Origin of the sequence: Mycolicibacterium rutilum (assembly GCF_900108565.1) — a bacterium.
Classification (GTDB): domain Bacteria; phylum Actinomycetota; class Actinomycetes; order Mycobacteriales; family Mycobacteriaceae; genus Mycobacterium; species Mycobacterium rutilum.
The window spans coordinates 3,528,010-3,540,972 of record NZ_LT629971.1 but is presented as its reverse complement, the minus strand read 5'-3'; the positions used below and the strand labels follow the sequence as shown (position 1 = coordinate 3,540,972).

Annotated in this window: 8 protein-coding genes; 4 read left to right on the top strand and 4 right to left on the bottom strand. The window is 71.2% G+C overall.

Annotated elements, in window-relative coordinates:
- Positions 1-96: 96 nt before the first annotated feature.
- Positions 97-1,764: a (2,3-dihydroxybenzoyl)adenylate synthase gene (locus tag BLW81_RS17245; protein ID WP_083408222.1), complete on the top strand. Its 1,668-nt coding sequence runs from the start codon at positions 97-99 to the stop codon at positions 1,762-1,764.
- Here BLW81_RS17245 and BLW81_RS17240 read toward each other — a convergent pair.
- The 4 genes from BLW81_RS17240 to hemW form a co-directional block, all read right to left on the bottom strand.
- Positions 1,699-6,912 carry a type I polyketide synthase gene (locus tag BLW81_RS17240; RefSeq protein WP_083410611.1) on the bottom strand — a complete coding sequence of 1,738 codons (5,214 nt, stop codon included), beginning with the start codon at positions 6,910-6,912 and terminating at the stop codon, positions 1,699-1,701. The two genes, BLW81_RS17245 and BLW81_RS17240, sit on opposite strands and share 66 nt — an antisense overlap.
- Before the next feature lie 137 nt (positions 6,913-7,049).
- The gene (locus BLW81_RS17235; RefSeq protein ID WP_083408221.1) at positions 7,050-7,742 is read right to left on the bottom strand and encodes an anti-sigma factor; all 693 of its coding nucleotides are present in this window, start codon (positions 7,740-7,742) and stop codon (positions 7,050-7,052) included.
- Positions 7,739-8,272 carry a sigma-70 family RNA polymerase sigma factor gene (locus tag BLW81_RS17230; protein ID WP_083408220.1) on the bottom strand — a complete coding sequence of 178 codons (534 nt, stop codon included), beginning with the start codon at positions 8,270-8,272 and terminating at the stop codon, positions 7,739-7,741. Before BLW81_RS17230 ends, BLW81_RS17235 begins: the two co-directional genes overlap by 4 nt.
- An 82-nt stretch (positions 8,273-8,354) precedes the next feature.
- The gene (hemW, locus tag BLW81_RS17225) at positions 8,355-9,530 is read right to left on the bottom strand and encodes a radical SAM family heme chaperone HemW (protein ID WP_083408219.1); all 1,176 of its coding nucleotides are present in this window, start codon (positions 9,528-9,530) and stop codon (positions 8,355-8,357) included.
- Between the two features lie 306 nt (positions 9,531-9,836).
- Here hemW and BLW81_RS17220 point away from each other — a divergent pair, with 306 nt between their 5' ends.
- Genes BLW81_RS17220 through BLW81_RS17210 form a run of 3 tightly spaced genes read left to right on the top strand, consistent with a single transcriptional unit; the run spans position 9,837 to position 12,962 of the window.
- The gene (locus tag BLW81_RS17220; RefSeq protein WP_083408218.1) at positions 9,837-11,519 is read left to right on the top strand and encodes a nitrite/sulfite reductase; all 1,683 of its coding nucleotides are present in this window, start codon (positions 9,837-9,839) and stop codon (positions 11,517-11,519) included.
- Between the two features lie 40 nt (positions 11,520-11,559).
- Positions 11,560-12,252: a phosphoadenylyl-sulfate reductase gene (locus BLW81_RS17215; RefSeq protein ID WP_083410610.1), complete on the top strand. Its 693-nt coding sequence runs from the start codon at positions 11,560-11,562 to the stop codon at positions 12,250-12,252.
- Positions 12,231-12,962, top strand: coding sequence for a sirohydrochlorin chelatase (locus BLW81_RS17210; protein WP_083408217.1), 732 nt, complete (start codon positions 12,231-12,233; stop codon positions 12,960-12,962). Before BLW81_RS17215 ends, BLW81_RS17210 begins: the two co-directional genes overlap by 22 nt.
- Position 12,963: the final 1 nt, after the last annotated feature.

The window sequence follows — 12,963 nt, the reverse complement described above, 5'->3', positions numbered from 1 at the left end:
TGACCTCCAAATTAGTACAGGCTGCCCTAACTAACTTGGCGAACGCTACCTTATATTCGATTCGCGACCACACCTACCCCGAGGGGCGTATCCGCCATGAGCACCGGTACCGAGCAGCGCAGATCCGAACAGCGGCCCGACGTCGGTGACCTGCTGACGGGTTTTGTCCCGTTCCCCGCCGACCGCGCCGCGGAGTACCGCCGCCGGTACTGGACCGACGATCCGCTCGACTCGATCCTGCGCGACGCGGCGGCGCACTGGCCCGACCGGACCGCGATCGTCGACACCGAGGTCAGCTACACCTTCGCCGAACTCGATGCGCGGGCAGAGCGGATCGGCGCCGCGCTGACCGAGCGCGGCCTGGCCCCCGGTGACCGCGTACTGCTGCAGTTGCCGAACATCTGCGAGTTCGCGGTCGCGCTGTTCGGGGTGCTGCGGGCGCGCCTGGTGCCGGTCATGTGCCTGCCCGGCCACCGGTCAGCCGAGCTCAACCACTTCGCGGCGGTGAGCGGCGCCGTCGGCCTGATCGTGCCCGACGTCATCGCCGGATTCGACTACCGCGACCTGGCCGACGACCTGGTGCGCAACAACCCGGCGCTGCGGCACGTGTTCGTTCACGGCGAGCCGGGAAAGTACGAATCCTGGTCAGCGCTGGCCGATTTCGACGGTCCGCTGCCCGAACGGGCGCCGGTCGACGCCGATGTGCCCGCGCTGCTGCTGGTTTCCGGTGGCACGACCGGGCTGCCGAAGCTGATCGCCCGCACCCACAACGACTACGTGTACAACGCCAGAACCCACGCGCAGGAATGCGGGATGACCGGCGAGGACGTCTACCTCGTCGTGCTGCCGGCCGGGCACAACTTCCCGCTGGGCTGTCCGGGCCTGCTGGGGTCGATGACCGTCGGCGCGACGACGGTGTTCACCTCCGACGCAAGCCCCGAGGCCGCGTTCGCGCTGATCGACCGGCACCGCGTCACGGTCACCGGACTGGTCAACGCGCTGGCCAAGGTGTGGACGCAGGCCTGCGAGTGGGAACCGGTGCTGCCGACGTCGCTGCGCGTCGTGCAGGTCGGCGGCTCCCGGATGACGCCGCAGGAAGCTGAGTACATCCTGGCCGGCCTGACTCCCGGGCTGCAGCAGATCTTCGGAATGGCCGAGGGCATGCTGAATTTCACGCGGCCGGGCGATCCCGTCGACGTGGTGGTCAACACGCAGGGCCGCCCGATGTCTCCGCACGACGAGATGCGGGTGGTCGACGAGACCGGCGCCGAGGTCGCGCCCGGCGAGGAGGGCGAACTGCTGGTGCGCGGGCCGTACACGCTCAACGGCTACTACCGCGCCGAGGAAGCCAACGCCCGGTCGTTCACCCCCGACGGCTTCTACCGCAGCGGCGACCGGGTGCGGATCTTCGCCGACGGCCCGCGGGCCGGGTATGTCGAGGTGACCGGCCGGATCAAGGACGTCATCCACCGCGGCGGTGAGACGGTGTCGGCGTCCGACCTGGAGGAGCACCTGTTCGCGCACCCCGCGATCTACGCCGCGGCCGCCGTCGCGCTGCCCGACGAGTACCTCGGCGAGAAAATCTGCGCAGCAGTCGTTTTCAAGGGCGCCCCGATCACACTCGCCGAGCTCCACGAGTTCCTCGACGCGCGCGGCGTCTCGTCGCACAGCAAGCCCGACGTGCTGGCCCCGCTGCCGTCACTGCCCAAGACCGCGGTCGGCAAGGTCGACAAGAAGAAGGTCGTCGCGCAGCTGACCGGCTGAACGCCCGCTTGCCGCCGAGAGTTCGGCGGTCGGCGCGCAGAGCAGCTCGGCGATGCGCTCGCCGACCGCCGCCGCGGTCGGATACTCCCACAGCAGCGTCGGCGGCAGCGACAGCCCGGTCTGCTTCTCCAGCGCCCGCAGCAGTCCGACCGTCATGATCGAGTCGACGCCGAGCTCCACCAGCGGCAGCCCCGTATCGACGTCGCCCGCCGCCACGCCCAGCTGGGCGGCGATCGCGCCGCTGACCACCTCGGCGACCCGTTCGGGGTCGGCACCGGTCAGCACCGGCGCGGCCGACGGCTCGGGAGCGGACTCGTCCCGGTCGGTCGGCGCCACGTCGGCCAGCATCTCCACCGACGCGGCCGCCGAAAGCACCGGCAGCACAACGACGTTCGCATCGTCGTGGCGCATCGCCAGGTCGAGGGCGCGCATCGCGTCGTCGACCCCGATGGTGTCCATGCCCAGTGCGTCGAGCTGCGCGGCGACGAAACCCGACGCCGACCCCATGCCGAGCCCGCGCCACGCGGTCCAGGCGACGCTGACCGTGCGGTCGCCGAGCCGGCGCCGGTGCCGGGCCATCACGTCGAGGTACGAGTTCGCGCACGCGTAGGCGCCCTGGCCGGGGAACCCGGCGAGGTACCCGCACGACGAGAACAGCACCAGCCAGTCGAGCTGTTCGGGCGGGAACAGCTCGTGCAGCGTCAGCGTGCCGTCGACCTTGGGCCGCATGGCCGCGGTGAAGTCGTCCGCGGTCGTGTTGACCAGCAGCGCACCCGCCTCGACTCCCGCGGCGTGGATGACCCCGCGCACCGGCGGCAGATCGCGCAGCGCGTCCCGCAGCACCTCGGCGGCCCCGGCGGCGGCGATGTCGACGGCGAGCACACGCACCGACACGCCGCGTTCCTCGAGCGCCGCCACCGTCCGCACCAGCTCCGAATCCTGGTCCCAGTCAGCACGATCGGGCATCCCGCTGCGTGACAGCAGCACCAGCCGGCGGGCCCCCACGTCGGCCAGCCGCTGCGCCATCCGCAGCCCCAACGCGCCGGTGCCGCCGGTGATCAGATAGGTGCCGCCCGCCGAACACTGCAGCGGCGCGCCGGTGCCGCGCCCCGCCGGCGCCAGCCGTGCCGAGCGCGCCTCGCCGTCGCGGACGACGACGACCGGATGTCCGTGCACCGACGCGAGCACCCCGACCGGCAGCGGACCAGCCGCCACGTCGAGCACACCACCGAACACGTCCGGGTGTTCGGCCGCGGCCACCCTGGCCAGTCCCCACAGCGGCGCGTGCGCGACGTTGACGCCCTCGTGCACCTGCTCGGTGAGGACCCACAGCCGGGCCTTCGCGCCCGCGTCGAGCAGCGCGCGCAGCGTCTGCATCACCGCATCCACCGACCGCTGCGGCTCACCGTGGGTACACGGCAGCACCAGCACCGCGGTGTCGCGGGTCAACGTCGCTGCCGCAAATTCGGCGGCGTTCTTGTAATGCGCGTGCGGGACTCCGGCGTTCGACAGGTCGCGCAGCACCGCCTGACGGGTGGTGTCGTCGTCACCGCCGACGACGGCGACGGCCGCCGGTCTGGCGTCGCGGTCCCACGGCACAGGATGCCACGCCACCCGGTGCAGCATCCGCGTCACGTCACTGCCCGACGGGTTCTCGAGCTGGTCGAACGTCATCCCGGACAGCGACGCCAGCACCTTGCCCGACTCCTCGGCGAGCGCGACGTCGGTCGTCGTGGTGCCCGGCCGGCGCCGGACGTGCAGTAGCGCGACCTCGGGTGGCTGGCCGTGCACCCGCACGCGTTCGATGCGGGCGGGCATGCGCAGCCGCGGGGGCCCGTCGAACACCGTCGAGGCGGCCGAGGTGGCGGCGTCGAGCAGCGACGCCCACGTCGCCGGCGTCGCGCCGTCTCCCTGGGCAGCGACCCTGGCGAGCAGTTCGCCCTCCCCCGCGTGCAATTCGAGGATGTTCCAGTCGAATCCCATCGCGGCCACGCCCAGTGCGGCGAGGGTGTCGACCACGTGGCTCGTCGGCAGCTGCTCGGCGCAGCGGTCGCGGGCGGCGGCCTCGTCGAGCACGTCGCCGATCACGTCGGCGATGTCGTCATCGGCGGCGGCCACCGCGCTCGAATGGGTCAACCAGCCGCCGTCCTCGTCGTCCTCGTCGTCGACCAGTCGGGTGGCCAGTGTCAGCCCGCGGTCCTGCAGCACCACCTGCACGTCGCGGGCACGTGCCGGCGCGACCGGCGTGCGCAGCCGGACCTCGACGAGATCGGTTCCCGCGCCGCGGTTGTCGAGCCCGGCCGCCGCGGTGAGGAACGTGTTGACGATGACGGCGGCCGGCACGATCTCGGTCCCCTTCACCGGGTGGTCGCCCGGGTACGGCCTGGTGTCGAGGTCGACGCGGGTCTGCCACACGCGGGAGGCGACCGCACCGGTCACCTCCGTGCGGCCGCCCAGCAGGGTGTGGCTGTCGACGTCGTGCACGGCCCGCCCACCCGGCGGCGGCGTCGGCGTCCGCCAGAAGCGCCGGTGCTCCCACTGCGTCACCGGCACGTCGGCAGCCCACGGCGCGGCGGCCGGCAGTCCGGAATCGACGGGCGCGCCGTGGCAGTACAGCTGCGCGACAGCTGTTGCGACAGAATGGCTTTCGGGCCGGTCGCGGCGCAGCAACGGCACGACGGCATACTGGTCGACACCGGTGAGGGTTTCGACGATCGAGTGCGCGACCACCGGGTGTGCCGACACCTCGAGGAACAGCCGGTGCCCGTCGTCGACCGCGGCGGAGACGGCCTCGGCGAACCGCACCCGGTCCCGCAGATTGGCCACCCAGTAGTGCTGGTCGCGCCGCGCCGCCGACCGCGGGTCGGGCAGCGCCGTGGTGTAGAGCGGGATCTCGGGGGCGCGGGGCGCCGGCAGTTGCGCGGTGAGCCTGCCGAGTTCGGCGGTCAGGTCGTCCATCGCCGGGCTGTGGAACGCCACGTCGGTGTTGACACGGCGCACCATCACGCCCTCGTCGGTCCAGCGGCGGCAGATGTCCTCGACGGCCGACGCCGCCCCGGAGATCACCGTCGACTGTGGTGATGCGCTGATGGCCGCCACCACGTCGGTGCGTCCCGACAGTCGGTGTTCGGTGTCGTCGAACGGCAACCGCACCAACGCCATTGCGCCCTGACCCATGACGACGCGGAAGCCGCGCGCACGGTAGCAGGCCACGGCGGCGCCGACGGTCAGGTCGAACACCCCGGCGGTGACGCAGGCGGCGACCTCACCGACGGAATGTCCGATGACGGCCGCGGGCGTGACGCCACGCGTCCGCAGCACCGCGGCGAGCCCCACCTGCATCGCGAACGTCAAAGCCTGTACCTGGTCGGTGCCGCCGAGATCGCCTGCGGTCAGCGCTTGGCGCGCCGAGAAGCCCAGTTCGGCGCCGAACACCGGGTCGATGGTGTCGATGACCGCGGCGAATTCGGGTGCGGTGGCGAGTAGTTCGCGACCCATCCCGGCCCAGTGCGAGCCGTGCCCGGAGAACACCCACACCGCGCCCCATGCAGCGGCGGGCAACACCGTGCCCGTGACCGCCGAGGAGTCCTCGTCGGCGACCGCGGTGAGCGCGGCGACCGCGGCGTCGGTCTCGTCGGCCACCACGGCGGCGCGCACCGGTTCGTGTGAGCGGCGCGACCACAGCGTGGCGGCGGCCTGCGCGAGTGCGGGTGCGCCGTCGCCGCGGAGATGGCCGGCGAGCGCACGCGCCTGGGCCTGCAGCCGGGTCGCCGACCGCGCCGAGACCGGCAGGATCAGCGGAAAACGTTGTGATTCATCGATTCTGGCAGCAGGGGCTCCGGGCGCCTCCTCGAGCAGCACGTGGGCGATGGTGCCGCCGTACCCGTAGCTGCACACGGCGGCGCGGCGCGGGTTGTCGTCGGGGCGGTCCCACGTCTCGACCATGGTGGGGACCCGCAGGCCGCTGTTGGCCCAGTCGACGGCCGGCGTCAGCGACGTCACTCCTGCGGTGGGCGGGATCGTCCGATGGTGCAGTGCCAGCGCGGCTTTGATGAGCCCGACGACTCCCGCGCCGCCTTCGAGATGGCCGACATTGGGCTTCACCGACCCGATCCGGCACGGCTGATCGGCCGGCCTGCCGGCGCCGTAGACCGCCGCCAGCGCGCTAACCTCGGTCGGGTCGCCGCTCGGTGTGCCGGTGCCGTGCGCCTCGACGAAGCCGACGCTTGCGGGCTCGATGCCGGCGAATTCGCATGCGCGCCGGAACATGTCGGCTTGCGCGTCCCCGTTCGGCGACATGATGCCGACGGTGCGCCCGTCCTGCGCGACGGCGCCGCCGCGCACCACCGCGTACACGTGGTCACCGTCGCGCAGCGCGTCGGCCAGGCGTTTGAGCACGACCACGCCCGCGCCCTCACCGCGGCCGTAACCGTCGGCGGCGGCGTCGAAGGTCTTGCAGCGGCCGTCGGGAGCGGTCGCGCCCGCCACGTCGAGCACGCGGGTCAGGCCCGGGCCGATCAGCGCGCTGACCCCGCCGGCCAGCGCGAGCGACGTCTCGCCCGCCCGCAGCATCTGGCAGGCCTGGTGCACGGCGACCAGCGAGGCCGCGCACGCCGCGTCGAGCGCGACGCTCGGGCCGCGCAGATCCAGCAGGTGCGACACCCGGTTGGCGATACCGCACAGCGAGGTGCCGATGCCGGTCCACGCCTCGATGCCCGGCAGGTCCTCCATGATGAGCTTGCCGTAGTCGTCGGAGTTGACGCCCATCAGCACTGCGGTGTCGCTGCCCGCCAACGATTTCGGCGGCACCCCGGCGTGTTCGAGGGCCTCCCAACTGACCTCGAGCGCGAGCCGCTGCTGCGGGTCCATCAACTCCGCCTCGCGCGGCGACACCCCGAAGAACTCGGCGTCGAAGCCGGGCAGGTCGTCGAGGAAGGTGCCCCACCGCGTCACGTCCTTGAGCACCGCCGCGTTGCGCGGGTCGCGGCGCAGGTACGGTTCCCAGCGCTCCGCGGGCACCTCGCGCACGTCGCTTCCGCCGTCGAGCAGGAATTTCCAGAACTGGTCGGGCGTGCCGATGTCGCCGGCGACGCGGCAGCCGATCCCGATGATCGCGATGGGCTCCGGATCGGTGTGGTCGTGGTTGATCACGTCAGCTGATCCGAGGTCTGGTTAGCCTTCCCTAATAACCCGCGCGCCATGGCGGCAATAGTGGCACAATCGCGACCTTTTTTGGGATTTACGCAGGCCGCTGCCGGGTGGTGCCGGTCACGTCGATCGACTGGTCAGAACGTGCGGACCGCCAGCGGCTGGTCGGTGCCTGACACCCGGATGTCGATGCTGCTGATCTCCGCGGTCGGGATGCTCGTCGCCGCCGACAGACCGGTGGCCTCGTCACCGGCCGGGCGCCACGACCCGACCGCCGTCTGGGCGCCGTCGCGCGTCGTCACCACGAGGTCGTAGCTGTCGACGTCGCGGGCCCAGTCCTTGGTGTACTCACACGCCCAGTTGAGCTCGGTGCCCCACTGCTTCTCGGTGACGGCCAGTTGCGCGGTCAACCCGGGGCGCTGGCCGGGCTGCATCGGTGACATCGCCACCGTCTGCACCGACGACGAGGTGCGCGGGAAGATCGTTGCTCCCACCACGCCGCCCAGCACGGCCAGCGCCGCGGCCACCGCGACGGCGCCCACCACGGTCGCGCGGCGCGACCGCCGCTGCCGCTGGGCGTCCAGCGACACCACCTCGGCCTGCGGTGCCTGCGCGGCGGCCGGCGGCGCGTCGAGCAGTGCCAGCGCCTCCTTGGGGCTGAGCACGTCGAGAATGTCGGGCAGGTCGGCGAAGGCGTTCACCTCGGCGGCGCGCGCCGGGTTCGCGGCGAGGTACTGCTCGTAGGTGCGGCGCTCGTCGACGCTCAGCGCCCCGAGCACATAGGCCGCGTCCCACTCGGCGATGTCGTCGGGCGTCCGGTCGGTACTCACTGGACCGCTCCCCTCTCCTGCAACGCTATTCGCAACGCGCGCAGCGCGTAGTGAAGTCTCGATTTGATGGTGCCCGGCGGGACGTCCTCGAGCCGGGCGATGTCGGCGACCGTCTGGCCCAGGTAGTAGGAGCGCACGATCGCGGTGCGGTGGTCCGCGCTCAGCGACTTCAGCGCGTCGGCGAGTATCCACTTGTCCACGGCGGGGCCGATGGCGTCCAGCGACGGTCGCTCGGGCACGTCGTCTGTCTGCATCTCACGGCTGAACCGGGCGCTGCGCCGGTCGTCGATCACCAGGTTACGGGCGACGGTGAACAACCAGGCGCGGGCCGCGTCGCCCGGTTGCTCGAGGATCTCGGGTTTGCGCCACAGCCGCAGCAACGACTCCTGGACCACGTCCTCGGCGAACGGCATGTCCCCGCGGGTCAGTCGCAGCACATAGCGCAGCAGTGCCTGGCGGTGTTCGTCATGAATTGCGCGCAGCAACTCGGCCTGATGCTCAGTCAACGGCCATCCCTGCTTTCCCGTCATCCACACCGAGCACAACGATCAGACGGTGGCGGTCGTTCACACCCGCCGGGGAAAGCGTGCCTCAACCAGGCCGTCGCCGCATCTAATCGAGCAGATCGCGGACCACCGCGTCGGCCAGGAGCCGGCCGCGATCGGTCAGCACCAGCCGATCACCGAGGCGGCGCAGCAGGCCGTCGCCGACCAGCGCGTCGACCCGCCGGCGCTCGGATGCGGTGAGCACACCCAGGGGCAACCCGTCGCGCAGCCGGACCCGCAGCATCACGTCCTCGACGTGCATGGTGTCGGCGTCGAGACGCTCGTAGTCGGCGATCGGGAGCATGCCGTCGCCGAGGTGGCGCGCGTAGTTGGCGGGGTGTTTGACGTTCCACCAGCGGACGGCGTCGACGAAGCCGTGTGCGCCCGGCCCGGCGCCCCACCATTCGCCGCCGTTCCAGTAGCCGATGTTGTGCAGGCACTCGCCGCCGGGCCTGCTCCAGTTCGACACCTCGTACCAGGCGAAGCTGGCGGCGCTCAGCTGCGCGTCGAGCAGTTCGTAGCGGCGGGCCAGCACGTCGTCGTCGGGCATCGCGAGTTCGCCGCGCCGGACCCGGCGCGCCATCGCGGTGCCGTCCTCGACGACCAGCGCGTAGGCCGACAGGTGATCGACCCCCGCGGCGACGGCCGCGTCGACCGAGCGCAGCAGGTCGTCGTCGGTCTCGCCCGGCGTGCCGTAGATGAGGTCGAGGTTGACGTGGTCGAACCCGGCCGCGGCGGCCTCCCGTGCTGCGGCCAGGGCGCGCCCCGGCGAGTGGGTGCGGTCCAGCGTGGCCAGCACGTGCGGCGCGGTCGACTGCATGCCCAGCGACACCCGGGTGTAGCCGGCGGCACGCAGTTGCTCGAACAGCCGCGGCGAGGTCGACTCCGGATTCGCCTCGGTGGTCACCTCGGCGTCCGGGGCCAGCGAGAAGCTCCCGCGCAGCGCGTCGAGCACCGCGGTCAGGCCCGCACCGCCCAGCAGCGACGGGGTGCCGCCGCCGACGAACACGGTGCTGACCTCGGGAGCCGTGCCGAGGTGTCGTGCGGCCTGCTCCAGCTCGACGGCCAGGGCGGTCAGCCAGCCGTCGGGGTTGGCGCCGCCGAGTTCGCTGGGGGTGTAGGTGTTGAAGTCGCAGTATCCGCAGCGGGTGGCGCAGAACGGGACGTGGATGTAGATGCCGAACGGCCTGTCCGCGGTCGAGCGCATCGCGGGCAGCGCGACGGGCGCGGTTCGGACGGTCATGCAGCCAGTCTCCCAGAGGATCGTTCTGCTCACGGTGAGCGCAAATTTCGCCCGGTTAGGGCCGGTGCGGGGGTTCATGGCACAATTGGCGACGTGAATGCCGGCCGCAACTTCCCCCAGCGTGTGTTCCTGGTGGCGCGGCGGCACGTCGACTTCAAGCGCGTATGTACGTGTTGCTGTCTGCCTTGACGTTGATCTAGCACCCCAGCCCACCCGTTTGTTCAGCTGGCCGCCGGATCTGCGCCGCCGGACAGCCACCGGTGATCCCGCGCGATCCGAACGCCGGCTCCACGAAGGAGCCACCTCATGACCACTGCGGATTCCAAGCCGAAGCCCGCCAAACGCCCCCGTGCCGAGGGCCAGTGGGCGCTCGGTTACCGCGAGCCGCTCAACCCGAACGAGCAGTTCAAGAAGGACGACGACGCGCTCAACGTGCGCGCCCGCATCCTCGACATCTACTCGAAGCGCGGCTTCGACAGCATCGACAAGCAGGACCTGCGCGGCCGGATGCGCTGGATGGGCCTGTACACCCAGCGCAAGCAGGGCTACGACGGCACCTGGACCGGTGACGACAACACCGACATGCTCGAGGACTCGCATTTCATGATGCGGGTGCGCTGCGACGGCGGCGCGCTGACCACCGGTGCGCTGCGCACGCTGGGCGAGATCTCCACCGAGTTCGCCCGCGACACCGCCGACATCAGTGACCGCGAGAACGTGCAGTACCACTGGATCCGGATCGAGGACGTCCCGGAGATCTGGCGGCGGCTGGCCGAGCACGGCCTGCAGACCACCGAGGCGTGCGGTGACTGCCCGCGCGTCGTGCTGGGTTCGCCGCTGGCCGGCGAGTCGCTCGACGAGGTGCTCGACCCGACCTGGGCGATCGACGAGATCGTGCGCCGCTACATCGGCAGCCCGGAGCTGTCGAACCTGCCGCGCAAGTTCAAGACCGCGATCTCGGGGCTGCAGGATGTCGCGCACGAGGTCAACGACGTCGCGTTCATCGGCGTGCACCATCCCGAGCACGGCCCCGGCCTGGACCTGTGGGTCGGCGGCGGCCTGTCGACCAACCCGATGCTGGCCCAGCGGGTCGGCGTGTGGGTGCCGCTGGAGGAGGTGCCCGACGTCTGGGAGGCGGTGACGTCGGTGTTCCGCGACTACGGCTACCGGCGCCTGCGGTCGAAGGCGCGGCTGAAGTTCCTGATCAAGGACTGGGGTGTCGAAAAATTCCGTCAGGTACTCGAGGACGAGTACCTGCACCGCAAGCTGATCGACGGGCCTGCTCCCGAGCCGGTCAAGCACCCGATCGACCACGTCGGGATCCAGAAGCTCAAGAACGGCCTCAACGCCGTCGGCGTCGCGCCGATCGCGGGCCGCGTGTCGGGCACGATCCTGACCCAGGTGGCCGACCTGGCCGCGGCGGCCGGATCGGACCGGGTCCGGTTCACGCCGTACCAGAAGCTGGTCATCCTCGACGTGCCGGACGACAAGCTCGACGAGCTGACCGCCGGTCTCGACGCGCTGGGGTTGCCTGCCCGGCCGTCGGCGTGGCGCAAGAACCTGATGGCCTGCACGGGCATCGAGTACTGCAAGCTGTCGTTCGCCGAGACCCGCAACCGGGCCCAGGTGCTGGTGCCCGAGCTGGAGCGGCGGCTCGAGGACATCAACGCCCAGCTCGATGTGCCGATCACGGTCAACATCAACGGCTGCCCGAACTCGTGCGCGCGGATCCAGGTCGCCGACATCGGGTTCAAGGGCCAGATGGTCGACGACGGCGAGGGCGGCTCGGTCGAGGGTTTCCAGGTGCACCTCGGCGGCAGCCTGGGCCTCGACAGCGGGTTCGGCCGCAAGCTGCGCCAGCACAAGGTGCTGTCGTCGGAGCTCGGTGACTACATCGACCGGGTGGTTCGCAACTTCGTGAAACAAAGGGAGCAGGGCGAGCGTTTCGCAACGTGGGCTATTCGAGCGGACGAGGCGGACCTGCGATGAGCGCTTGCGCGAAGAGCGGACAAAGGCGATGAACGAAGCGATGACAGATATCGATCTGCAGGCACTGGCCGAGCGCGGCGCGGCCGAGCTCGAGGGCGCCGGCGCGGCGGACCTGCTGCGCTGGACCGATGAGAACTTCGGCGGAAACTACGTCGTCGCGTCCAACATGCAGGACGCGGTGCTGGTGCACATGGCGGCGCAGGTGCGGCCCGGGGTGGACATCCTGTTCCTCGACACCGGCTATCACTTCGCCGAGACGATCGGCACCCGTGACGCCGTCGAGGCGGTCTACGACGTGAACATCGTCAACGTCACCCCGGAACGCAGCGTGGCCGAGCAGGACGCGCTGCTGGGCAAGGACCTGTTCGCCCGCGAGCCCAACGAGTGCTGCCGGATGCGCAAGGTCGAGCCGTTGTCCAAGGCGCTCAGCGGTTACTCCGCGTGGGTGACCGGGATCCGCCGGGTGGAGGCGCCGACGCGCGCCAACGCCCCGTTGGTCAGCTGGGACAAGGCGTTCGGTTTGGTGAAGATCAACCCGCTGGCCGCGTGGACCGACGAGGACATGCAGGCCTACATCGACGCCCACGGCGTGCTGGTCAATCCGCTCGTCGACGAGGGCTACCCGTCGATCGGCTGCGCGCCGTGCACCGCGAAGCCCGTCGAGGGCGCCGATCCCCGCAGTGGACGCTGGGCGGGCACCGGCAAGATCGAATGCGGGCTGCACGCTTCGTGACGCTCGTCTTGACCGCGCACGGCAGCGCCGATCCGCGCTCGGCGGCGGTCACCCACGCCGTGGCGGGTCGGATCCGGCGGCTGAGGCCCTGGCTCGATGTGCGTCCCGCCTTCCTCGAGCAGAACGGCCCCTTCCTGGGTGAGACGTTGCGCGGCCTCGACGGGCCGGGCGTCGTCGTGCCGTTCCTGTTGGCGAGCGCGTTCCACGCGCGCATCGACATTCCCGCGGTGATCGAGGAGTCCGGTGCCGTGGTGGACCGCGCCGAGGTGCTCGGCGAGGATCCCGCGCTGCTGACCGTGCTCCGCCTGCGGCTGGCCGAGATCGGTGTCTCACCCGACGACGACGGACTCGGGGTGCTGGTCGTCGCGGTGGGCTCGTCGCACTCGGCCGCCAATGCCAGGACCGCGACCGTCGCGCAGCGGCTGTCGCACGGGACGCGTTGGTCAGCAACCGAAGTCGCGTTCGCGACCGGACCGTACGCCGGTGTCGCCGAGGCTGCCGACCGGTTGCGTGCCCGTGGCGCTGAGCGGCTCGTCATCGCGCCGTGGTTCCTGGCGCATGGCCGGATCACCGACCGGGTCGCCGACTACGCTGCGCGACAGTCGATTCCGATGGCCGAGCCGCTGGGCTCGCACAACCTCGTCGCGGCGACGGCGCTGGACCGCTACGACGCGGTGAGCGCCGCCGCCGCGGGTCTGTCGGCGGCGTAAC

What these genes read in the sequence shown, in the direction of transcription:
- BLW81_RS17230 (WP_083408220.1), bottom strand. Translation starts at nt 8,272, where the DNA reads ATGACGGGAAAGCAGGGATGGCCGTTGACTGAGCATCAGGCCGAGTTG.
- hemW (WP_083408219.1), bottom strand. Translation starts at nt 9,530, where the DNA reads ATGACCGTCCGAACCGCGCCCGTCGCGCTGCCCGCGATGCGCTCGACC.
- BLW81_RS17245 (WP_083408222.1), top strand. Translation starts at nt 97, where the DNA reads ATGAGCACCGGTACCGAGCAGCGCAGATCCGAACAGCGGCCCGACGTC.
- BLW81_RS17220 (WP_083408218.1), top strand. Translation starts at nt 9,837, where the DNA reads ATGACCACTGCGGATTCCAAGCCGAAGCCCGCCAAACGCCCCCGTGCC.
- BLW81_RS17215 (WP_083410610.1), top strand. Translation starts at nt 11,560, where the DNA reads ATGACAGATATCGATCTGCAGGCACTGGCCGAGCGCGGCGCGGCCGAG.
- BLW81_RS17210 (WP_083408217.1), top strand. Translation starts at nt 12,231, where the DNA reads ATGCGGGCTGCACGCTTCGTGACGCTCGTCTTGACCGCGCACGGCAGC.